The organism is Moraxella sp. TY6, from assembly GCF_048551375.1.
GTDB lineage: Bacteria > Pseudomonadota > Gammaproteobacteria > Pseudomonadales > Moraxellaceae > Faucicola.
Window position 1 is genome coordinate 1 of record NZ_JBLYZJ010000014.1, and the last position, 24,509, is coordinate 24,509.

Below are 24,509 nucleotides of genomic sequence, written 5' to 3' on the forward strand. Positions count from 1 at the left end.
AAGTACCGAAACAGAATTATCGTATAAGATTCAATTCTCGTAGCGTGGGTTAGCGAAGCGTAACCCACGGAAAATCAAATTATAATCTAAATTTGTTCAGTTACTTATCTTGAATTAAATCAGAAATGGGAATTTAAAAAATATAAAAATTAACATACCATCGTTTATTTTATTTTAATAATAAAATCAATCTCAACACTGGCATTTTTGGGTAATTGATACACCCCAACAGAGGTACGGCTGTGAATACCGCTGTCACCCAAAATGGCAAATAACAAATCCGAAGCCCCATCCGATACTTCACTTTGTTGAGTAAAGTCATCACAACAATTCACATAAACGTTCATTTTTAGTACCGACTGAATCTTGTCCAATGAGCCAAACTGTTGCTTAATCAATGCCAAGGCTCGCATGGTACAGATTTTACTGGCAAGCTGTGCCTGTGCCAAATCAACATCAAGACCTACTTTACCTGCGACCATCACGGTATCACCGACACGAGGAATCTGTCCACTGATATACAACAGCGAGCCATCTTGAACCATTGGGGTGTAATTACCACCGATTTTAATCGTACCATCAAAACGATAGCCTAACTCACTGGCGGTTTGTTCTAATAATGCGTCCCTGCTCATGATATCACCTACTATTTATTAATTTGTTGTTCAATAAATGCCACAAAATCTACCGCAATATGCGTACCACACTGGTCATCAATCTCACGCACGCAGGTCGGACTCGTCACATTAATCTCCGTAATCTGCCCACCAATCACATCCAAACCAACAAACCACAAGCCTTTATCCATCAACACAGGGGCGACCGCCTCGGCAAGTTCACGCTCACGCTCGGACAACGGCATCGCCACACCACGCCCGCCAGAGGCAAGGTTGCCACGAGTTTCGCCTTCTTTGGGGATACGAGCCAAGCAATAATCCACAGGCTTACCACCGACAATCAAAATCCGCTTGTCGCCTTCCTTGATAGCAGGGATAAACTTTTGAGCCATAATCGGTAAGGTTTCGAGTTGGGTCAGCATCTCAAGCGTTGAGCCAATATTGGGGTTATCCGCTGTCAAACGGAAAATCCCTGTACCGCCCATACCGTCTAGCGGTTTGACAATCACATCTTGATGGGTGGTGATAAAGTCACGGATATGGGCTTGTTTGTTGGTGACGATGGTGGGTGACATAAGGTGCGGAAATTGGGTGGCGAATAGTTTTTCGTTGCAGTCACGCACGCTGGCAGGGTCATTGACGACCAGTACGCCCTCACGTTTGGCATATTCGAGCAGATACAGGCTGTACAAGAATTTCATGTCAAACGGTGGGTCTTTTCGCATAAGGATAACATCAAAGTCAGTCACTGGTTGCGTGGCTTTTTCGCCCAAGTCATAAAAATGTTCTGGATTATGGTGCGTGGTAACAGATTGGCTATCAATTTGTAGTTTGCCGTTATCAAGCCATAGGTCGTGAATTTGGCAATAGTGAGCAGTATGTCCTCGCTCGGCGATTGCCCATAGCATGGCAAGGGTGGTGTCTTTTTTGTAGTTAATCGTGCGGATATCGTCCATTACGATTAAAAAGTTGAGTTTTTTCATTAGTTTACTCCATATTGCTCACGATAGGCATTCATTTTGGCAAGTTCATCGCTTGTGCCATGTTTCGCCACATAATCGGTAATATCATCCATCGTCACCAAGGCAAGCACAGGCACATTCAGACTTTCACCCAATTCTTGAATCGCTGACTTATCGCCCTGCCCTTTTTCCTTACGGTCAAGTGCCACGATAATCCCTGCCACGCTCGCTCCCACACCGTCCAAAATCGCTACCACTTCACGCATTGCCGTGCCTGCGGTCATCACATCGTCAATCACCCACACCGATTTACCTGCCAAATCCGCACCGACCAAGTTACCACCCTCGCCGTGGGTTTTGGCTTCTTTGCGGTTGTAGCCCCATTCGGCATTGATACCGTGATTTGTCCACAAAGCTTGAGCGGTCGCCGCCACAAACGGAATGCCTTTATACGCCGCCCCAAAAATCACCAACGGCTTACCGTCCGCTTGCTTGGCAAGGGCATCGGCATAGCCATTTGCCAATGAAGACAGCAATTCGCCAGTCGATAATAGCCCTGCATTAAAGAAATACGGACTGACACGCCCAGATTTTAGGGTAAATTCGCCAAAGCGTAACACCTTGTTATCTAAAGCAATCTTAATAAAATGCTGTGGAATAAATTCTTGAGGATTGAATGACATAAAAACTCCAAAATAATGAAATAATTAACACCCTGTTAATGGGTTTTGCGAACTGATATTGGTGGTACGTTTGCCGATATCGGCTTGTTTGCTCATGTGCCAGTCCAGTGCCAAAATCGCCAATTCAACGTGCTTTGGCTCAATCATCAAGGGTTGCTGAGTCAAAAACGCCAGTTCTTGTTGGTGCGACTGGACATACGCATTAATAGCATTGGTCAAGTCTTGTAAGGTAATCTGTGGATTGAGGGTCTTGCGTGATTTGCATTGGCACAATAAAAACACACACAGCATGGTATGGTACATCTGCCCCATCAAATATAGCCGTTGTTCGATAGGCAAAGGGCTGTTCGTGGCATTTGGGGGGCTAGTGGGATGGCTGTTAAGGTGATGATGGGTAGGATGATGAATAAGATTGTCGTCAAGCATTAAGGTGCGTTTCATGGCTTGCTCCAATATCGCAAATCCTGCTTCGCCGACCCAATGTTTTAGCAAGGCTAATGGTAAATAAAAGCCACAGGCTTGGGGGTGAATGTGTTGTTGTTGGGATTGGATAAATTGGCGAAGGGTGGACTCAGTTGACCATTGTTTGCTATTTAAAGTCGGATGATTGGCATCCCAAGTGTTATTTTTATCAATATTATTGTTATAACGATGGTTGTTATCAAGTGCAGGGGTATTGTCGTTTTGTAGGGTCAAAGTTTTACCAGCAGGTATCACAGGCTTATCAATCGGACGGCAAGGGTCTGGTAAGGCGAGACGTTCGGCTTCGCTCATCACGTTGGGGTGGCGTAATGGTTTTTGCAACATTGGGATTGCCTTTATACAAGGAATGCAATTAAAAACCAAACCACTATCAAGGGCGTATGCAATACGCCCCTACAAATTTGGTTTTATTTCAAATTTAAACAACTATAAATAACCTGAACTCAGGATAAGAAGTATTAACATTTTACCTATAATCCCCCTCTTGCGGAATATATTCCTCACCTTTTTCAAAGGGGGACTTGCCCACCGTTTTAGTCTAAGTTATGGGGGGTATAGCCCCCTCTTTCGTAAAGAGGGGGTTGGGGGAGATTTAAATGATAGCAATATCAATGGCTTGTAATTTTTCTTAACCCGAACTCAGGTTAAATACGACAAAATCTTTTGATAACCTGTCTGATAATTGGGATAGTGTAGCCAATTTTGCGGTAAATTGCTAATCAAACGCTTGCCTGTGTTGGCAGTCTGCGTTGGTAAATTCAGTATCAAATTTTGTTGTTTAGCTAAAAATGCCAATACCTCAAACATCGGCACAGGCTCAAAATCTGTGGCGAGGTAAAGCGGTAACGGCTGATTCGCTTGCAATACCTTGACAATCACAGTCACCAAGTCGGTATCAAAAATCCGATTCGTCCAACTATTAACAGGTAGCTCGATTTGGTTGTTTGCCAGTTGTTCGCTGATTTTGACAAGGCGTAAGCGGTCTTTCCCATAAATGCCACTGGGTCGGATGATGGTGCATTTATCGCCAAAATTTTGCTGTAATAAGCCTTCAGTTTGCAGTAGCATTTGAGCGGTTTTTGCTGTCGGTGGCTGTAATGGTGTATTAATATCAATGATGTCGCCTGTATTTTGTCCATACACCGAAGTCGATGAGATAAATACCACTCGCTGTAACTTTGGCAAATCATTGGCAAGTTTGGCAAAGTTTTCACTAATCGCAAAGTAGCTATCACGGTAGCCTTGTTCAGTGGATTCAGTGGGGCTGACGATAATACAGGCATGGGTAATGGCTTGAGCATTTGAGCCAAAATCATTGATGGTCAGTAACCTTGCGTCTTTTTGTACCAAAGCTATATTTGGATTTAAGGTGGGGCGAGGTGAGCGATTGACAGCAATCACTTGCTCACCTTGCTCGGCTAAGGTATTGGCAACCGATAAGCCGATTTTTCCCAAACCGATAATTAAAAAACCACTCATTTCACAAACCGCATGGATAGGTCAATGGCTTTGATGTGTTTGGTTAAAGCCCCCATCGACACAAAGTCCACCCCAGTCAAAGCAACTTCTCGCAGATTTGCCAAAGTCACATCACCAGAGGCTTCAAGCTTGCATGGTTTACCCAAACTTGCGACTAACTCAACCGCTTTTTGGGTATCTTCGATTGAGAAGTTATCGAGCATCACAATATCGGCTTTGGCTTCGATGGCTTGATTCAGCTCGTCAAAGTTTTCTACTTCGACCTCAATCGGCTTATCAGCGATGGTGCGAGCTTTGGCAACCGCTTGGGCGATACCGCCACACGCCATGATATGATTTTCTTTAATCAAAAACGCATCAAACAAGCCAATGCGGTGATTCGTACCACCGCCACACAGTACGGCATATTTTTGGGCGTAGCGAAGCATGGGGATGGTCTTGCGAGTGTCGAGTAGCTTGGTCGGCAAATCGGCAATCGCTTGAGCATGATGAGCGACTACCGTAGCGGTAGCGGATAGGGTCTGTAAAAAGTTGAGTGCGGTGCGTTCGCCTGTTAGTAAGGCTTGGGCATTACCTGTCAAAGTGACAAGGATTTGGTTGGCTTCGACTTTTTCACCATCATTCACTGTCCAGTCAAGCGTCATGTTGGGGTCGAGCATGGCAAATACTTGATTGACCCACGCCTGCCCTGCCATCACCATCGGCTCACGGCTGATGATGGTAGCGGTATCGGTTTGGGTATTGGGAATCAGTTGGGCGTTGATGTCGCCTGTGGCAATGTCTTCTTGAAGGGCAAGGGCGACTTGCTTGGCGATTTCGGTGCGTAAGGCAGGTGTAAGGGCTGGGGTGGTGGCAATCATGGCGAAGTCCATTTAGCAGAATATAGTTAAAACTGAATTATAGTAAACAGGGTCGTTCGTGGTGAGCTTGTCGAACCATAACGACCGCTACCCTTCGACAGGCTCAGGGCGAGCGGTGTTCATTATAATTTCCTACTCACTATAGCAAGTAAACAGACAAAATATTAAGCATAACAAACCGTTCGTGCTGAGCTTGTCGAAGCATAACGGTTTTCCGACCTTTCGACAAGCTCAAGGCGAACGGAAAGCCTTTACCAATTTTGTCCAATCAATCCCCCTATTATCACCGATTATGGGGTATTTTTGATAGTGATTTGTTGATATAAACGGTAAGCCAACGAAGCCAACGCCAATACGATTAACAATAGCACGCCCCACAATGCCCATTTTTTATATTGCTCAAATCGACTATTTGGGTCGGTGAGTAGTGTCAGTGTTTGCAGTTGTCCTTCTTGGACTTTGGCGGATTGGGTGAATTGGACGATTTGTTCATTTGACAGGCTGATATTGGGTTGGGCATTGGCTTTGCGGTCGTTAATCAGCAAATGATAAGGGGCTGTGCCTTGTGCCAAAAAATACAGCTCATACACAGGGGTTAGCAAATTGACAGGCAGTTCCGACTGGCTCATTTGCCCTGTCAATTCGAGCTGTTGCACCAGTTGGTTTTGCCATTTTAGCTCGGTTTGGGTGGCGGTCACTTGAGCATTTGCCAATGTCACAGGTTGGTCAGTGGAGGCTGTGGCATTGGACTGCTGGTTGGGTTTGTTGAGGGTTACTTGCCATAGTTGATTTTCTGGCACAAAAAAATTCACCCCAGTCACCAACGCAGGTTGGGGTAATGCTAGTCGCCAATGGGTGGGCTGACTTTTATCTTGTTGAAACGTGGCTCTTGTCAAAAAATAGCCATTTTCTACATTATCACGTTTGACAGTGGCTTGGCTCAGTTTAACAGGCTGATTGGTGATGACTTGCCAATAGCGATAATGGGCTTGGTCAGCGTTGAGTGTCAGATTATAGGCATTGGCAGACTTTTGCTCAAATGGGCTAATCACGGATTGGTCTAAAATTTGCCAACTTTGCAAGTCATCACTGCCATACAGTTGGACTTGTAGAGGGTGTTGGGGGTTGGTGTCACCAAATTGTAATTGTAGCTTGATATTGGGGTCGGTGGTCGGATGCTCTACTTTTAGCGGATTGGCAAGCCACCATGTATGAATTTGGTTGTTAGGATCAAGCGAATGCTGATTGCTGGGTAGCTGATTGAGCTTAATTTGAATGGAGGCTTGCGGATTGTCTTGTTCGGCTTGCTCGACTTCCATTTGTAACACTTGACGCAGTTTTGCCATCGCCATTGGGTTATCGGTGGCGACACTGACCACCGCCACAGGATGCTCGCTACTGGTGAGCTTTTGGGGCTGACGCAGATGAATGGGCATGATACGCCCTTGACTGTCAACAATGCGTAAATTTTGTGTGGTGGGCGTGGTGGTGTTATCACTGATAAGGGCGAGAATCGCAGGAGATAACGAAGAAAATTTGATAAGTTGCATGCTAGGGGCTTGAGCCGTGGGGGTATTGGGGCTAGCAAAGTCAATATTTGCCCCAAATGGCTGAGTCAATTGCTCAAAATCATAGTCGGTTTGCAAATCATCGCTACTGGCAATCAGACTGCTTGCCGTGGAAGTACCAGACAAGCTTTTGCTACTGGGTTGTAATTCGGCTTGCACTTGCCATGATAAGGCTGTAACACCCACACCCACCACAAAAAAACCGATTTTAGTCAGCTTTGATACCTTGGGTAAGTGAGGGGTATCGGCTAACAATGGCAAGGGACGTTGGGATTTTTTCATGGTACACTTGTATAGCAAATTTTTAGGGTAAAACAATGGAATAATTATGGCGATTTTTAAATAATTTATAATTAAAATAATAGACTTAGCGTCAGTGATACATTCTAAACTTTTGGCATAAATTTACCATATCTCCCAACAGAATAGGTACATAAAAAGCCAGTTTTTAGCCATTTTTTTGGCATTTTTTACAAATTTATTACGCTATAGTATTTTTGTTAAAAAGTGCTATTCATTAGTTATCGTCTAATTTTTGGTCAACTTCTATCGTATTCTTTGGTGGTAATGGGGCAAGATAACCAATCACCAACATCAAGCCCCCTGCCCCAATAAACGATACCACTCGCATGATGGCACTGGTGTTTGACATATCCACCAATAGCAGTTTGGCAACCACCAAAGTTAGCAAACCAATCCCTGCAAACCATACCATTCGCCATGCTTTTTTGGTTGCCAAAAACATCAGCCCCATTGCCAAAATCGTCCATAGAATTGTTAAACCTGTCTGAATTTCGCTCACGTCCCAAGCCCCGTCTTGCCAAATCGGTGTCCCCAAGAAACTGGCAAAACTGCGTACCAACATACTGCTTAACGTGACAAATGCTAAACTTGCCACGATGATAACCATAAATTGTTGATTATTTTTACTGGTTTTAAACGCAAGATAACTTTGGTATAACAAGATACCAATCAAGGTCAAATCAAGCGGATTTAGCACAGGGAAATAAAAGCCCAACAATCTGCCATCTAACGCATAGTTGGCGTACAGCGACCATAAAGCGGTCATCGGCACTAATAAATAGGCACTATTTTTTAACAAGGCAACTGGGTTTAGCCAATACAGCCATTTGTCCAAACGATTAACCCACCGCTCCGATGCCGATACCAATCCAATCAACACCAAAACACTGACAACCGTTGGTAAAATTTGGGCGATGGCTTGCAATTCATCAGTATGTTGCCAATAACTAAATGGGAAACTACCAATCATCACGGCGAGTATAACTAGCAAGGTTAACAACCAAACCAACTGGTCAGCATTGGTTCTCACGCCCTCGCCATGCCATCGGCTGATAAGCCAAATTCCCATCAGCTTGGCAATCGCTAAACAACCCACCATCCCCAAAATCGACCAGCCAAGCCCAGTCACGGCAGTGATATGATAATCCACTTCGCTACGGCTAATGTCCACCTCAAACCACTCACCCCAGACCCACACCCATAACAGCATAGCGACTGGCAACACCAAACGGCTGATTTGGCGTAAGGCTTGCCATTGTATCCGCTGATGAAGCCACTGCCCCACCAACAAAAATCCTGCCAAACCCACCGCAAATTTGACACTTATCTGACTGCCACCACTGCCCCAAAAATTTTCGCTTGAGCCAATCGCCATCATATATAGCACCAAACCGACCACCACCGTCATATAACTGATGGGCGTAGGTAAGTTTGACAATATTTTTTTGGGATTTTGAGCAACTTGGGAGTTTTGGGAAATTTCGGAATTTTGGGGTAAAACGCTCAAATCGTTTGCTAAAGCAACGGTTGAATCACTTTCAGATTTCGTTTTGTCAAAATCAAAATCAAAACCATAACGTAATAACCCTGCCGATAGCAACATCGCCACCGCCAACACGGTCAATGGCAAGGCTTTGTTAAACTGGGCTATGCTATCATGGTGCGGAATCGACAAGCCATCGAGCAACGCATACCAGTTTTGCATGATATCGGCATAATCCAACAACAGCACAATGCTCAACGCTTGAAGCAACAGCCCCAGCCACACCGACCACCCTCGCTGTGTCCGCTTGCCAAGCCATACTAAACCAACCCCTTGCACCGCCCAGCCAATCGTTTGCCATTGCCCAGACAACGCCAACGGAATTACCAACGCCAAAAAACCCATACCCAATGCCAAAGTCGCCTCAATCAGCAACTGATAGCTATGGTTAAAATCAGCACTGGCAATGGTGTTGTGGGCAATACTGGCTCGGTGTTGTTTCAGCAACCAATAGCCCAATCCCAAATAAATCGCTGACAACCCGCCACTCGCAAACGCCAAATGATATGGCAAATCATTGAGCAAACTGGCGATTAACCCAAAGCCCAACAATGCCGTACCAAATAACAGCCCAGAATCGAGCGAAATTAACGGCGATTTTTGCTGAATAAACGATTGATTAGTCACTGTTTGACTGGCTAAATTGTACGCCACGATTTGCTGTGAATACCGCACACTGATAAACAAATATAACGCAATATGAGCCACCAACAGCCCAAGCAACTGCCACCGTACCGACTGCCAACCACCGCCAACCGCCTGACTATTCACCGCATGGTATTGCCCAAAGCCCCACAGATACGCCAATCCAAAGGTCACTGCAAGACTTAACGCATTGAGCAATTTCCAAGTGCGATAATGGGCAATCACCGCCACCGCCACATTCAGCAATAAATAATAGCTAAACAACAGCACCACGCTACCATCTGGGCGACTGACCAAAATGGGGGCAAAAAACGCCCCACCCAACGCCAACACCGCCAACGGCAAGGCGTTTTGCCATACCGAAAACATCACCGTCAGCCCTGCCAATACCGCCAACAAAGCAAATGTCAAACTGGGTGGCAACAAATGATACAGCTTAAAACTGGTAAACACGGTCAAATAAATCACCGCAAAACCTGCACCTTGTAGGGTCAAGCCATAATTGCGTTTTTTGGCGGTGGTCTTGTAGCCAATCGCTGTCAACACCAAGCCCCCAAACGCCACGCCAGCCATACGCACAGGCATCGACACATGGATATATTGGCTCGCCAGTTTTAGCAATAGCACCACGCCGACCAATAGCACCAACGCCCCCACTCGCACCACCAGATTTTCGCCAAAAAACCAATGTTTGGCACTTTGGAACAGTGAAGTCACCACATTAAGGGCGTTTTCATCCCCTTCGCTGTCGGTGCTGTTATCACTGGCTTTGTTAAGAATTGGGGCAGTTAATGGGGTATTTGATGGCTCGTGGGAAATTTTTTCTTGAGCAGTTTTTTCATGGGAAATGGGTTTGGGTAATGGTACTGCCAATGCTGGGGCTTTTGGTGTGTGGACGGAAGTTGTTGGGGTGAAAATTGGGGTTGACGCAGTATCGCTTGATAACGTATCAATTTCATAATCCGTATCAACAGGATTAGGCGTATGGTGAATCAGTGCTGATGTCGTTAAAATGGGTTGTTCGGATAATACCGTGGCTGATGGCGGTGTCGCTTGACTCTGTTTGATATACACATCCGCCATCACATCTGCTAATTGCTGTTGCAAGGCTTCTAGGCGTTTTTCGAGTCGCAGTGTGGCTTCACGTTGCTGACCGATACGCACAAATGCCATGATAACAGCTACAATTAAGCCAAGGATTATCCAATTTTCCATACCACACCTGTTTATAATTTTTACTTTAGCATAACATTTTTTGCTAAACACTTGGTGGTTTTTTGTTTTTTCCCTCAACCTTGAGGACGGAATGTGATAAATTAACAATTCAATTTCACCAACCACCCACAAGGGGCTGACCGTGTCCAATTTTCAGATTTCTCAAGGGCGATTACAAGGGGCGGATTTTATCGCTTCCCCCAATTTTGGTGACCGCCCTGCCCCCTTTGACCAGCCAAATGCCATCCGTTTGATTGTGATTCACAACATCAGCTTGCCCCCCAGTGACTTTGGCAAAACCAATGCCCAAGGCGAACATCACGTTAAGGCATTTTTTCAAAATCGCCTTAATCCTGCCGACCACCCGTATTTTGAAACCATTTATCAACAGCAAGTGTCTGCCCATCTGTTGATTGAACGTGATGGCACAGTGACCCAGTTTGTGAATTTTGACAAACGGGCATGGCACGCAGGCAAGTCGAGTTATTTGGGGGTGGATAATTGCAATGATTATTCGATTGGCATTGAGCTTGAGGGCGATGATGTGCAAGCCTTTGATGAGCGTCAATATGTGGCGTTAGCACAAATAATTAAGGCGATTTATCAAGCCTATCCCAAAACCGTCAATCACCTTGCAGGGCATAGCGATATCGCTCGTGGTAGAAAAACCGACCCTGGTCTAGGATTTGATTGGCAAAAATTACGCACAATGATAAAATAAGGACAATTGTTTTATGATATTTTATTAAAAATAATTTTAAATAAAATTAATAAAAAATTATATCTAATCAATATTTATGGTAAAGTTAAAGCCATTAATTGCTAAATGTCGCCAAGCTGGGCGTATTCAATACGCCCCTACCATAAAATAAGTTAGGTTTTACGTTAAAAATATGATAACCACTAAATTTTACACGCACTATAATTAAGAGGCACTATGTTAAAAGAAGAATCCCTAATTTCGTTTGCAGAAGAATCACTTATCGAAGCTCGCCGTATTATGTTTAATATGCTGACCAAAGTCGTGGAGATTGGTGGGTCGGATTTGTTTATTTCGGCAGATTTTCCTGCCAGTATCAAGTATCATGGCATGATGAAACCGCTTAACAAGCAACCTTTGACTGCCGAAAAAACCAAATTGTTCGCCTATAGCTTGATGAATGACCGACAACGAGAAGAATTTGAAAGCAGTTTGGAATGTAACTTTGCCATCAATATTCCCAATGTTTCTCGCTTTCGTGTCAATGTGTTTCAACAACAGCTTCAAGTCGGCATGGTGATTCGTACCATTACCGCTGAAATTCCGAATTTCCAAAAGTTACGTTTACCCGAAAAACTCAAAGATGTCATCATGGAAAAACGTGGCTTGGTACTGGTGGTCGGTGGGACTGGCTCTGGTAAATCCACGTCATTGGCGGCGATGATTGACCACCGCAATGAAAACTCTGCAGGGCATATCATCACAGTGGAAGACCCTGTTGAATACGTCCATAAACACAAAAAATCCATGATTACCCACCGTGAAGTGGGCGTGGATAGCCATTCATGGCACAATGCCCTCAAAAACACCTTACGCCAAGCCCCTGATGTGATTTTGATTGGGGAAATCCGTGACACTGAAACCATGGAACACGCCATCGCCTTTGCGGAAACTGGGCATTTGTGCTTAGGTACGCTTCATGCTAATAATGCTAACCAAACCCTTGACCGTATTATCAACTTCTTCCCAGAAGAGCGTAAAGGTCAGTTATTGATGGATTTATCGTCCAATATGAAAGCCATTATTTCACAGCGATTGATTCGTACCGAAGATGGGCAAGGGCGTAGGGCGGCGGTTGAAATTATGCTTAATACGCCATTGGTAGCGGATATTATTTTAAAGGGCAATATGCACGAGCTAAAAGCCTTGATGACCAAATCTCGTGAGCTGGGGATGCAAACCTTTGACCAAGCGTTGTTTGATTTGTATGATGAGGGGGCAATTTCGTATGATGAAGCCATCCGCAATGCTGACTCTGCCAATGAGCTTCGTCTGCAAATCAAGCTCAAAAGTCGCCGTGGTGAGGGCGGTCAGCCTGTTGCTCCGAGTGAGGGATTGTCGTTACATCAAGATGAGCCAGCACCAGAAGCTACGCCAGACGCTTAATGATTGTGGTTGTAATGGGCAGTGGTCATATAACCACTGCTTTTTTTATACCTAATTTTTGATTTTTCAGCTACTTTATCCACCAATTTAATATCGGTGTGGCAAGGTGTGATTGATTTTTTGGTAAACTCACTTCAACCAACTCCGTATAAACATCACCGTCATTATTAAAATATGCCAACCCATCAATATTTTGTCCATTTATCGTGGTGCGGTAGGCTTGGGTATGAGGACGAATTTGGGTGCTAGTAAAGGCAGGTTTACTGTCACGAAAATGGGGCTGGCTGTCATATTCTTTTTGAGCCAGTTTATCGGCTTCTTTGAAAAATAAACTTGCTCCCCAAAGCCCACAGCCATAGCAACTACCGTTGTTTGTCCAGTAGGTAAAATGTCCGTTTTGTCCTGTTGGCGGTGCAAAGGCAATGGCTCTGCTTCCGTCAGCCCCAACGCCTGCTTGAATAAATTGCCAGTTTTTTGGTAGGACTATCCAACGACCATCAAAGCTGTAGGCAACCAGTTGATTTTGCAAGTTTTTATCCAGTGATTTATCAACTTCCAAGGCTTGTGGAGCAATGGTTTCGTAGTCTTTATCACTAATACCATCGACAAAGTACACTTGATAGGCAGGGATTGAGCCATTAACAAGTTTTAGCTGACCAAGGGATTTTGGCTTGGGTAATTTTTTACCCATTTCGATGGTTTCTTTATGCAAATTTAGGCTAAACTGGTGCGTTTCGGCATGGCTTGTTATGACAAAAAGACTGAGTGCTATAGCGAACATTGTTTTTTTAATCATTGTGTATCCCTTACTATAAAAAATGCTTATCTCAATACCACGTGTAGGTAAGTACGCCTATCGGGCTACTTTGAGCCGATAGCATGATTATCAGAATATAAGTTTTCTTCGCTAGCGGAATTTACCACATAGACCTTTAGAACGCTACTATCATCAAATTTATTGGTGACTTTTTTACGGTATTCTGTGGCATCTTTGAGAGCGTATATGTCCGTGGTTTCATCATACACATAATTATCCGACTCGTTGATGTCAGGCAAAATATGGATATTACCTGCATCATTCTTATACAGAAAATTATCGCTATTAATCACTTCATTCATAAAAACTTGTAATTGTGCAAATATTGACTGATTCTTACCCATCTGTTGCGGTGTCAACAACTTGACTTTTTTACCCGTTTTATCTTGTAGATAAGCCTGTTTGCCTTGTTTTGTTAAGGTCAATACCAATGGATTGAGTCGATTTTCATAATAAATCTCATTTATTTCTGTGCTTTTTATCACTATATCATTGGTTTGGTCATCCAGTTGAAATTGCTGTTGATAGCGTGGCTGTTGCGTGGTTTTATCATACTTTGTCAACACAACTTTGCTTAACATGGGGGTATTGAGCAATACCGTATCACTTTTATCAAAGGTTAGGTTTTTGATAGGCTGATTATTGCTATCAAACAGTTGCACAGTATCATAATAATCTTTTTGCTCATCACGGTCATAATTATCGTGGTCAAAGGTCAATTCAAATTGCCCTTGCTTGAGCGTGCGATTATAACGGCTATAAAGCTCAAATGGTTGATAAGGCGATTTGGTAGCCAGTTGAATATCACTTTGTGTCGGTGAGATAGCTTTAATGGTAAATTTTCCTGACTGCATAAAATCACCCCTAAACCCCATTGGCATGGCTAAAAACTGCTCATTTTCAAAAAAGCACAGCGTTTGGGTTTCAACACAGCCATAAGGGGCTAGATAACTGGTATCTGCTGATACGGTTATTTTGGCTTGGCTAGTTGTTGGCAATAATAATACCATGATAATACAAAGTTTTTTTAGCATATTTGATGTTCCGTCATTCGATTTTTAAAAGCGATTATGGTTTTTAATTACTCATTTTCATTGCTATGTAACTTTTCATCTTAACACCCAACCAATCGACAAAAGATAGCGGGCATTACCGACCTTTTTGCCAACGAAAAGCGGTTTTGAGATAATTTTTAACAAGGCTATTTTATCATCCAAACAATCCCAAAAACACAAGCTATAATATTGCTCAAAATAAAATTTCACCCATCATTCCTTTTAAATAAAACTTACCTAAATGATTCGCCTTTTAACGTATAATATCAACCAATTTTCCAAAATATTCAACCTAAAATAGCTAAAATTATGACAAACCAAACCCCCACCGCCCTACTCGACACCGCCCACATTGACCAAAGCCAACCGCCTTTTATCTTAGTGGACGGCTCATACTATATGTTCCGCAGTTTTCACGCCCTACCGCTGACCATGCAGACCACCCAAGGCTTGCACACCAACGCCGTGCGAGGCACATTAAACGCCCTGAACAAACTCATGCAAACCTACCAACCCACCCACATGGCGGTGGCGTTTGACACCAAAGCCCCCACCTTTCGCCATGAACTCTCGCCCATCTACAAAGGCGACCGCCCAGAAATGCCTGCCGAACTTGCCGAGCAAATCCCCTACATTCACGCCATGATACAGGCGTTGGGGATTCCGTTATTGGCGATTGAGGGCGTGGAGGCGGACGACATCATCGGCACACTCGCCCACCGTGCCTGCCTTGAGGGGCATCACGTCATCATCTCGACTGGCGACAAGGATATGTGCCAACTGGTCAATCCGTGCGTGGTGGTCGAAAACAGCTTTGATGACAAACGCTACGATATCGAGGGCGTAAAAGCCAAATTTGGTGTTGAACCTCGCCAAATCATCGACTACCTTACGCTGATGGGCGATGCGTCCGATGGTATTCAAGGCGTAGCAGGGATTGGCAAAGTCACCGCCCAAAAACTCTTGACCGAATACGACAGCATTGACGGTATTTTGGCGAATATTGACAAGCTCAAAGGCAAACAAAAAACCACCTTTACCGAAAGCCACGACAGCATTGCCTTGGATAAACGCCTTGCCACCATCATCACCGACCTTGATATCGTGCCAGACTGGGAAAGCCTACGCTTGCCGACTGACCCAAGTTTTAATATCGAGGCTCAACGCAAGATTTTTGGTGAATTGGAATTTAAAAAAGAATTCACTTCGCTCAATCACCCCAACCATCCTGCAAATATGGCGAATTTTTCTGCCAATGACGAAAACTATGCTCAAAACGCTGGGTTAGCGAATTTTGACACTGCCAATCAGCCTGTTACCTCAAGCAAAAACGCTAATAAACAATGGCATACCGTCACCACCGAGAATGATTTTAATGAGTTGGTAAAAAGGCTCACCACCGCCCCCTACTTTGTCCTTGATACCGAAACCACCGATTTAAACTGGCAAACCGCTGAACTGGTCGGCTTGTCGTTTTGCCTAAAATCGGATGAGGCATATTATGTGCCTGTCGCCCATGTTGACGAAACTGGAGAAAAACTGGCAGAAAATCTCAACCGTGACAATGTATTAGCCCAATTAAAACCAATTTTGGAAAACCCAAATATTGGTAAAATCGGACAGCATTTAAAATATGACGCTCATATTTTGGCGAATTATGGCATTAACCTTATAAACGAACCAAAAAATTGGCAAATGGATACGATGTTGGGGAGCTACGTCCTTAACGCTGTTGCCACTCGTCACGGTATGGACGACCTCGCCCGCCACTATTTACACACCCAAACCATCAGCTTTGAAGATGTGGCAGGCAAAGGGGCAAAGCAAATCAGCTTTGACAAAGTACCGCTCACCATCGCCAGTGATTACGCCTGTGAAGATGCCGATATCACTTACCAACTGTTTGAATTATTTAGCAAAAAATTCCAAGACCAACCCAATAACGCCAAGCTCTTACACGAACTGGAAATCCCTGTCGCCCAAATTCTCTGCGACATGGAGCATGAGGGAATTTTGATTAACAAAGCGTTTTTGGGCGAATTGTCGGCACGTTTTGACGAGAAAATCCAAGCGTTAGAAAAAGTCGCTTTTGAGCAAGCAGGCGAAACCTTTAACGTGGCAAGCCCTAAGCAGTTGGGCGAGATTTTATTTGACAAATTGGGGGTAAAAGGCGGTAAAAAAACCAAAACTGGGCAGTATTCTACCAGTGAGGCGGTGCTTGCCACCATCGACCATCCGCTGGTCGAAACCGTGCTTGAATACCGTAGCCTTGCCAAACTAAAAAGCACCTACACCGATGCCCTTGCCAATGTCGCCGACCGCAACGACCGTGTGCATACCAGTTATCATCAAGCTTTGACCTCGACTGGGCGACTGTCTTCGACCGAGCCGAATTTGCAAAATATTCCGATTCGCACCGACACAGGGCGACTGATTCGCCAAGCCTTTATCGCTCCCCAAAACGGCAAACAGCCACGCAAGATTTTATCCGCTGACTATTCGCAAATCGAACTGCGTCTGATGGCTCACTTTGCCAATGACCCTGTGCTGATAAACGCCTTTAACGAGGGGCATGACATTCACCGAGCCACTGCCAGTGAGATTTTGGGTAAGGCGTTTGCCGATGTGACGAGCGAAGAACGCCGACAAGCCAAGGCGATTAACTTTGGGCTGTTATATGGCATGAGTGAGTTTGGACTTGCCAAGCAGTTGGGCTTTAGCCGAGAGCAAGCCCAAGCCTATATCAAGCTGTACTTCGCTCGCTATCCCAATGTCAAAGCCTATATGCAATCCACTCGCAAGACTGCCCATGAGCAGGGCTATGTCACCACGATTTTGGGTCGCAAGTTGTTTACCCCAGATTTGCAAAACCCCAATCGCAACGTACAACAAGCCGCCGAACGTGCCGCCATCAATGCCCCACTGCAAGGCTCGGCTGCCGATATCATCAAATTAGCAATGATTGCGGTCGATAAAGTGTTAAAAGAAAACTATGCGGACAATGCCAAATTGCTGTTGCAAGTGCATGATGAATTGGTGCTTGAGGCGGACAATGACAAAGCCGATGAGATTGCCAATGCGGTGAAAACTGCCATGCAAAATGTGCTGTCGGTGACTGCCAAACAAAAAGGCTGGGAGGTGGACTTTGCCGTGCCGTTATTGGTAGAAGTCGGTGTCGGCGATAATTGGGATGAGGCTCACTAATTTGCCAATTAACCATGTGTATCAACAAATTGGCTCAATCCGAATTTGTGCGTTATACTCAGCATAAAGCAAAAAAAGGATAACAATATGGCTCAAATTGTGTTAAATCTTGATGATGATGTATTGGAGCAGGTTTTGTACCAAGCCAAAGCCGAAAACATCTCATCATCGACTTGGCTTGATAAGCTGATTAAGCAAGGCGTGGGAATGTTTAATAAACCCAATACCGTCAAATCTCAATGGTCGTCTGAAGTGCGAGAATTGGCAGGGGCATGGCAGGATTTTCCGTCATTGGAAGAAATCCGTCATTCGCAAGGTCAAGATACGCCAAGAGAGCCATTATGAAATATTTACTCGATACCAATAGCTTTATCTATTATTTCAAAGGGTTAGGCAATGTCGGACAGCATTTACTCGCTTGCCAACCGAGCGAAATTGTGTTGTCGAGCGTGGTGTATTATGAGTTGCAAGTGGGTATTTTAAAATCGACCAACCCACAAAAACGTATCGCCCAACTTGCTCATATCAAACGGCAAGTGAATTGGGTTGATTTTGATGAAAAATCGGCTCAAGCAACCGCCCAAATTCGAGTAGATTTAGAGCGAATTGGCAAGCCGATAGGATTTTATGATGTGCAAATTGCAGGTATGGCAGTTGCGAATGATTTAATTGTAGTGACGCATAATACCAGTGAATTTGGTAGGGTGAATGGTTTAAAAATTGAAGATTGGTTCTAACGAAAAGCCACAGTGACTGTGGCTTTTTTATTTTTTGGGGTTATATCGCCATTATTTTTTGTAGGCTTCGATTTGGATGTCGATTTTAACGTTACGCATACTTTTCATATCGGCATAGGTGTTCATGCCAAATTTGGTGCGGTCGATGGTGGTGGTAAAGTCACCGCCACATGATTGGGCTTTTAGGATTGGGTTGTCGTAGCAATTAAATTTGGTGGCGGTCAAGGTGACTGGTTGGGTTTTGCCAAGTAGGGTCAGATTGCCGTAGATTTTGCTTGGTTTGTTGCCTTTGAATACCCATTTGGTTGATTTGAATTGGGCGGTTGGGTATTGTTCGGCGTTAAAGAAGTCTTTGCCTTTAAGGTGTTCGGCAAATGGTTTGAAGTTGGTTTGTAGGCTAGTCATGGGGATGCTGATATCGACTGAGCCTGTTTTGGCTTTTGGGTCAAAATCGACTGTGCCTGTGAGTTCGCTAAAGCTACCACGGTTGGTGGTTGTTCCCATGTGGTCAAGGCTAAAGTTGGCGTTGGTGTGGGCTGGGTCGATGGAGTAGGTGTCAGCGTGGGCGGTGATGCCTGTCAGGGCGAGTGATAGGACTAGGGTGGATAGGGCGATGTGTTTCATAAAAATTCCATGTGAATCAATTAGTTGGTAAATTAAATCTTAATGATAATTGTTAATATTTAAGTTTTAAATGATAATAAATATTGGTGTGATTTTGTGTAATGTTTATGTAGGGGTTTGTGATAAAGGTAAATACCATGTAGTATTTTTGCCAATATCCCTAGTACTTATAATGAGTATTGGCGATTTTCCACATTCAAAATGATAAAAACTTCTCTTGCTCTAGAAGCCTTATATATTTTCTAAAAAATTTAAAGCATCAGTTGGCTCTCTAAACTCTGCTTTTAAATTATCTCCATTACTATACTCAATATACATAAACAAACCTTCAAAAGTTAGATTATTTGGAGCCACATCATACTTATACTTGACCAAGTAGTTCTTTGCTTCCTCAATACTAGTGAAATCTATAATACTTGCATAGGTTGGCTGAATTAATATTCTTTTTAAAAATCTATTTAAAGATATTTTTAAGTTATTTAGAAAAGTAGCAAGTTTAGCTTCAATTAGGCTATATAATTTTCCAATAACTAAATTTAGTTGATTACCATTTAGATTTGAAAGATTATCAGCTTTTATTTTCAAATCTTCCAAATTAGTATTTTCATCAAATGAAATATCCAGTCCTATAGAAAGGTAAGCATCAACTATTTCATTGTAAGAAATATACAGCACCTTAAAACCACTACTAGTAAGTTGTTTTAAAGAAGGCTCAGTAAAGTCTCCAGCTAAGATAGCACCTAAAAAAGGGTTCTCATTATGATAAGTTTTTGCTAATGGGAGTATTGCTCCCTGTATTTCTTGCACTTTATTTTTAGAGTGTTTTGTATATCTTCTCCATGCACATTCAATGAATGCCTTAGGGGTACCATAATTTTCAAGTGTTCCATTTTTTTCAATAACAAAATCCAAATCATGCTTATTTCCTTGATAATCTACCCAACTAACCTTTCTCTTTTTGCCCCTTACATTTCTATCAGTATTCACCGTATCAAGATAAAAACTGTTATCTGGTAATATTTCTCTAAGTTTAGGTTGTATTGCTTTTTCAAGCATTACACCAATTAATTGACCCAGTCTGTGAGAATCTGAAACTGCCATATTTTAACCTCTAATCCTTAACAAGCCTTCTTTTAAAGGTACCTTGTGAGTTCTATTGTCCCATTTTATATTTCTGTCTCTTAATTTTTCAAATGAATAATCATCAAACCCATTGGCAATAGCCAGTTCTCCTAGCCATTTATCAGCAGGTACATAGACTCCGTAAGGAGCAGAATCACCAATAACAAAAGTCATTATAGAATTTTCTTTCAAATTATCACGCAAATTGGCGAAAATTTTTGACATATCATAAAAATAGGCTCCAACCATTGTATGATAGGTTTTTTTCCCACCTTTAGTTTTTCTAATCTCACCAAGTTCATTAGTTACCGAAAAAATCTCATCTCTAATAGGCTTCAAGTTTGATGAATCAATAATTTCTTCTAGCATGACTTTATCTGAGGCAGAATGTTGAGAACAAGAGCGAATCAATGTTGGACGTACTACATTTTTCAAATCACCCCAACCTGTAATTTCCTCCCAAAACATCATTTCTAAGCGAGTAGCATCAGCATAGTCATAATTATTAGGATAAGGTGGAGAGGTAATTACACAATTTGCCATTTTGTCTAATAATTTTGGATTTCTATAATCATAAAAATCTACATTTGACAAATTTTTCCAGTTGTTGTCCTTTGCGAACTTCATGTCATTAACAATCTGAAACAGCTTATTTTCAAAAGCTTCAAATGGGTCTAGAACATTTGACTTACTTTTATTCGGTAATACGTACTGCCACTGAGCAGTCCCCACATGACTACATGGTCTAAGAATAGAGGTTATAATTAATTTTAAAATTAACCCAACTTTTTCAGAAAAAAAGAATTTCTCATAAGCATTTCTTAAAGCCATTAACTTATTAAAATTCATGTCTGTAAAACATTTAGACAATAAATTTTCTTCTTGAGGTAAACTATAAAAATTACTATCTAATTTGGCTATTGCAAGAACTTGATTTCCACTATCTAATACCAGACTTTCAGATAAATGCCATAATTTTTTGGCATTCGCTATCTCTGCAATAAATGGGTGTCCTTCAAATCCATACGAATAAATACCTAAGCTGTCAGCTACTAAGTTACTTGTTCCTGAGCCAGCAAAAGGTTCTATTAATACAATTTCATCGTTAGCTTTCTGCTTTAAATCAAATAACTCCTTTGTTACCCAATCAGCCGAAAAGCCCGCAGAATACCTAAACCAACGATGGATTGGCAATTTCATGTTGTCTGTAAAAGTACCTGCGTTTGACTTTACCTGTTTCATATATTCACTTTTTAATAATAAGACTTACGCAAAACCGACAAAGTTTTTCGTGAGTGAAAAATAAATAAAATTATAACTATTACCTCACTCTCAACTCTTTATAACTTATTGATTTTAATAAACTCAATATTGCATAGAAAATTTTATTAAATCTTTGCATTGAGTATTTTCAATGGTTTAGAAAAAAGAGTTGAGAGTCGGGTAACTATTACAAACCTTTCAACTGCTCAATTTGTTTATTCATTTCCCCCAGTTGATTCTCCATTTCCGCCAATTTCGCCTTTTCAGCGTCCACCACATTGGCAGGGGCTTTACTCACAAACGCCTCATTCGACAACTTCTTCGCCAAACTATCCACCTGCCCTTGCAGTTTCTCCACATTTTTACCCAAACGAGCCAACTCCGCCGTTGGGTCAATCAAACCCTTCATCGGCACAAGCACCTTCACACCACCCACCATACTCGATGACGATAACGGCACTTCATCCGCCTCACCCACGATGGTCACGCTCTCGACTTTGGCAAGGGCTTTAAACTGATTTTCGATACGGCTTAGACGGTCTTTTTCGCCCTCGCTCACCCCTTGCAGTAGCAACGGCAATTTCACCGCATTACCCAGTTTCATCTCGCCACGAATGTTTCGCACCGCCCCAATCAGCTCTTGTAGCCACGCCATATCCTGCTCGGCTTGTTGGTTGATATGGTCGGTTTCGGCTCGTGGATAGTCGGCAATCATAATGCTATCGGCAGTCTTACGGTCAAGCAATGGGGCGATGGTCTGCCAAATGCTCTCGGTCACATACGGCATGATAGGATGGCTAAAGCGTAGGGCGACTTCAAGGCAATGCAGTAGCACATAGCGAAGTTGGGCTTTACGCTCATCGCTGACACTGTCGTCATTGAGGCTGGCTTTGGCAAGTTCGACATACCAGTCGCAGTATTCATTCCACACAAATTCATAGATGGCTTGGGCGACAAGGTCAAAACGGTACTGGCTCATGTGGTCGTGAATGCTGTTAATGGTCGAGTTTAATCGGCTCATAATCCAGCGTTCTGGCAATTCCCATAGCTCGATTTTGGCGGTTTTGTCGATGGTTAGGGCGTTTTGTTCCTTATCCACGCAGTTCATCAACACAAAGCGAGTGGCATTCCAAATTTTATTGACAAAGTTGCGGTTGCCTTCCATACGTTTGATATCAAAGTTGATATCACGCCCTGTACTGGCAAGCGAGGCAAAGGTAAAGCGTAACGCATCCGTTCCAAAGCCTTGAATCCCCTCTGGAAATTCTTTGCGAGTGGCTTTTTCGATTTTGGGGGCATCTTTGGGGTTCATCAGCCCTGTGGTGCGTTTGGCGACCAAGGTTTCAAGGTCGATACCGTCAATCAAGTCAATCGGGTCAAGTACATTGCCTTTAGATTTTGACATTTTTTGCCCTTGACCGTCACGCACCAAGCCATGTACATACACGGTTTTGAACGGGACTTGAGGCGTGCCGTCCGCATTTTTGACCAAGTGCATGGTCAGCATAATCATACGAGCGACCCAAAAGAAAATAATGTCAAAGCCAGTCACCAACACGCTGGTGGGGTGGAAGGTGGCAAGGGCTTTGCCGTCACTTTGGCTATCGCCCCAATCAAGGGTGCTAAACGTCCACAGACCCGAGCTAAACCAAGTATCCAAAACGTCTTCATCTTGGCGAAGTTCGACCGCATCGGACAAGGCGTATTTTTGGCGGACTTCGGCTTCATTGCGAGCGACATAGATATTGCCCTCGTTGTCATACCACGCAGGGATACGGTGTCCCCACCATAGCTGACGGCTGATACACCAGTCTTGGATATCACGCATCCACGACATATACATATTTTTGTATTGAGCAGGGACAAACTCAATGCGACCGTCTTCCACCGCATCGATGGCAGGTTTTGCCAATTTTTCAATCGCCACATACCATTGGTCGGTGAGGTACGGCTCAACGATTTCGCCAGAACGGTCGCCTCGTGGGGCTTTAAGGGCATAGGGTTCGATTTTTTCTAGCCACTCTTCGCTTTCTGCTTGAGCGACCAGTTTTTTACGAGCGTCAAAACGTGCCAAACCGACATACTCGCTTGGCGTGGCTTCGGTATGGGGGTCACGTTGCTGTAGGTCGGTATAAATTTGTAAAAACGGCAACACATTGGCATTTTTATCAAAAATATTAATCATCGGTAAATTGTGGCGTTTACCCAATTCATAGTCGTTAAAGTCATGGGCTGGGGTGATTTTGACCACGCCTGTACCAAATTCCTGCTCGACATAATCATCCGCCACAATCGGCACGACACGCCCTGTCAATGGCAAGGTCACGGTTTTACCAATCAAATGGCTGTAGCGTTCGTCTTTGGGATTGACCGCAACGGCGGTATCACCGAGCAAGGTTTCTGGGCGAGTGGTCGCCACCACAACATAGTTTTTGCCGTCATTGGTGGTCAAAGTTTTATCGGTAAAATAATAGCGGAAATGCCACAATGAGCCTTGTTCGTCATGGTTTTCAACTTCGAGGTCAGACAGGGCGGTTTCGAGCTTGATATCCCAGTTCACAAGGCGTTTGCCTCGATAAATCAAGCCGTCTTCATGTAGGCGGACAAACACTTCTTTGACCGCATTTGACAAGCCGTCATCCATGGTAAAGCGTTCACGACTCCAATCGACCGAACTACCCAAACGGCGGATTTGGCGAGTGATATTGCCACCGCTCTCGGCTTTCCATTCCCAGACTTTTTCGAGGAATTTTTCACGCCCTAAATCATGGCGTTTGATTCCTTTGGCGTTCAACTGACGTTCAACGACCATTTGCGTGGCAATCCCTGCGTGGTCTGTCCCCGGTTGCCACAGGGTGTTGTCGCCTATCATGCGGTGGTAGCGAGTGAGGGTGTCCATGATGGTGTTGTTAAAGCCGTGACCCATGTGCAGACTGCCTGTGACATTGGGCGGTGGCAAGGCGATGGCAAAGGGATTTGCTTTGCGGTAGTCGGGTTTGAAGTAGCCTTGGGTTTCCCAGTTTTGGTATAGTCCGTTTTCGACATCGCTGGGATTGTAGGCGTTTTCGAGAGATTTTAGGGCTTGGGAAATGGGGTTTTGTGTCGTCATAAGGGTTCAACTTTTGCAAAAATAAAAAAGGGGTAAAGTAATACCAAACCCAAAATTTCAATTCGTAGGGGCGT

Annotated in this window: 19 protein-coding genes; 5 read left to right on the plus strand and 14 right to left on the minus strand. The window is 43.6% G+C overall.

All coding sequences use genetic code 11. From position 1 onward, the window contains the following. Positions 1-164 precede the first annotated feature (164 nt). The 8 genes from ACK1U4_RS09850 to ACK1U4_RS09885 form a co-directional block, all read right to left on the minus strand. Positions 165-635 (minus strand): RidA family protein, encoded by a 471-nt coding sequence (locus ACK1U4_RS09850; protein ID WP_419401482.1) that lies wholly within the window; start codon positions 633-635, stop codon positions 165-167. Positions 636-646: 11 nt separating this feature from the next. Then, complete coding sequence (gene gshB / locus ACK1U4_RS09855) at positions 647-1,600, minus strand: glutathione synthase (RefSeq protein WP_419401481.1); 954 nt, start codon at positions 1,598-1,600, stop codon at positions 647-649. Continuing rightward, positions 1,600-2,262, minus strand: coding sequence for an orotate phosphoribosyltransferase (pyrE, locus tag ACK1U4_RS09860; RefSeq protein WP_419401480.1), 663 nt, complete (start codon positions 2,260-2,262; stop codon positions 1,600-1,602). Before pyrE ends, gshB begins: the two co-directional genes overlap by 1 nt. Positions 2,263-2,286: 24 nt before the next feature. Continuing rightward, entirely contained in the window at positions 2,287-3,069 is a 783-nt protein-coding gene (locus ACK1U4_RS09865) for a hypothetical protein (RefSeq protein WP_419401479.1), read from the minus strand. 315 nt (positions 3,070-3,384) lie between these two features. Next, on the minus strand, positions 3,385-4,224 hold the full coding sequence (locus ACK1U4_RS09870; protein ID WP_419401478.1) for an NAD-dependent epimerase/dehydratase family protein: 840 nt from the start codon (positions 4,222-4,224) through the stop codon (positions 3,385-3,387). Beyond that, positions 4,221-5,084 carry a carboxylating nicotinate-nucleotide diphosphorylase gene (nadC, locus tag ACK1U4_RS09875; protein ID WP_419401477.1) on the minus strand — a complete coding sequence of 288 codons (864 nt, stop codon included), beginning with the start codon at positions 5,082-5,084 and terminating at the stop codon, positions 4,221-4,223. Before nadC ends, ACK1U4_RS09870 begins: the two co-directional genes overlap by 4 nt. A gap of 290 nt (positions 5,085-5,374) precedes the next feature. Then, on the minus strand, positions 5,375-6,934 hold the full coding sequence (locus tag ACK1U4_RS09880) for a DUF3999 family protein (protein ID WP_419401476.1): 1,560 nt from the start codon (positions 6,932-6,934) through the stop codon (positions 5,375-5,377). Positions 6,935-7,169: 235 nt separating this feature from the next. Further along, the gene (locus ACK1U4_RS09885) at positions 7,170-10,358 is read right to left on the minus strand and encodes a DUF2339 domain-containing protein (RefSeq protein ID WP_419401475.1); all 3,189 of its coding nucleotides are present in this window, start codon (positions 10,356-10,358) and stop codon (positions 7,170-7,172) included. 142 nt (positions 10,359-10,500) lie between these two features. Between ACK1U4_RS09885 and ampD the strand changes: the two genes are divergently transcribed. Further along, the gene (gene ampD / locus ACK1U4_RS09890) at positions 10,501-11,079 is read left to right on the plus strand and encodes a 1,6-anhydro-N-acetylmuramyl-L-alanine amidase AmpD (protein ID WP_419401474.1); all 579 of its coding nucleotides are present in this window, start codon (positions 10,501-10,503) and stop codon (positions 11,077-11,079) included. A 216-nt stretch (positions 11,080-11,295) separates the two neighbouring features. Beyond that, positions 11,296-12,504: a PilT/PilU family type 4a pilus ATPase gene (locus tag ACK1U4_RS09895; protein WP_419401473.1), complete on the plus strand. Its 1,209-nt coding sequence runs from the start codon at positions 11,296-11,298 to the stop codon at positions 12,502-12,504. A 70-nt stretch (positions 12,505-12,574) separates the two neighbouring features. On the opposite strand, the gene ACK1U4_RS09900 is transcribed toward ACK1U4_RS09895, so the two are convergent. Beyond that, positions 12,575-13,300 (minus strand): DUF4850 domain-containing protein, encoded by a 726-nt coding sequence (locus ACK1U4_RS09900; RefSeq protein WP_419401472.1) that lies wholly within the window; start codon positions 13,298-13,300, stop codon positions 12,575-12,577. 65 nt (positions 13,301-13,365) lie between these two features. Beyond that, on the minus strand, positions 13,366-14,355 hold the full coding sequence (locus tag ACK1U4_RS09905) for a hypothetical protein (RefSeq protein WP_419401471.1): 990 nt from the start codon (positions 14,353-14,355) through the stop codon (positions 13,366-13,368). A gap of 330 nt (positions 14,356-14,685) precedes the next feature. Here ACK1U4_RS09905 and polA point away from each other — a divergent pair, with 330 nt between their 5' ends. From polA to ACK1U4_RS09920, 3 genes are all read left to right on the plus strand, one after another. Then, a complete protein-coding gene (gene polA, locus ACK1U4_RS09910; RefSeq protein ID WP_419401470.1) occupies positions 14,686-17,580 on the plus strand; it encodes a DNA polymerase I in 2,895 nt (964 codons plus the stop codon). An 87-nt stretch (positions 17,581-17,667) separates the two neighbouring features. Next, a complete protein-coding gene (locus tag ACK1U4_RS09915) occupies positions 17,668-17,925 on the plus strand; it encodes a hypothetical protein (RefSeq protein ID WP_419401469.1) in 258 nt (85 codons plus the stop codon). Further along, complete coding sequence (locus ACK1U4_RS09920) at positions 17,922-18,317, plus strand: type II toxin-antitoxin system VapC family toxin (protein WP_419401468.1); 396 nt, start codon at positions 17,922-17,924, stop codon at positions 18,315-18,317. The genes ACK1U4_RS09915 and ACK1U4_RS09920 overlap by 4 nt, the downstream gene beginning before the upstream one ends. A gap of 51 nt (positions 18,318-18,368) precedes the next feature. Here ACK1U4_RS09920 and ACK1U4_RS09925 read toward each other — a convergent pair whose 3' ends face one another. The 4 genes from ACK1U4_RS09925 to ACK1U4_RS09940 form a co-directional block, all read right to left on the minus strand. Further along, a complete protein-coding gene (locus ACK1U4_RS09925; protein WP_419401467.1) occupies positions 18,369-18,941 on the minus strand; it encodes a YceI family protein in 573 nt (190 codons plus the stop codon). A 231-nt stretch (positions 18,942-19,172) separates the two neighbouring features. After that, complete coding sequence (locus tag ACK1U4_RS09930; protein ID WP_419401466.1) at positions 19,173-20,042, minus strand: hypothetical protein; 870 nt, start codon at positions 20,040-20,042, stop codon at positions 19,173-19,175. Between the two features lie 3 nt (positions 20,043-20,045). Then, positions 20,046-21,305 (minus strand): hypothetical protein, encoded by a 1,260-nt coding sequence (locus ACK1U4_RS09935; RefSeq protein WP_419401465.1) that lies wholly within the window; start codon positions 21,303-21,305, stop codon positions 20,046-20,048. A gap of 208 nt (positions 21,306-21,513) precedes the next feature. Next, entirely contained in the window at positions 21,514-24,435 is a 2,922-nt protein-coding gene (locus ACK1U4_RS09940) for a valine--tRNA ligase (protein WP_419401464.1), read from the minus strand. Between the last annotated feature and the right edge of the window lie 74 nt (positions 24,436-24,509).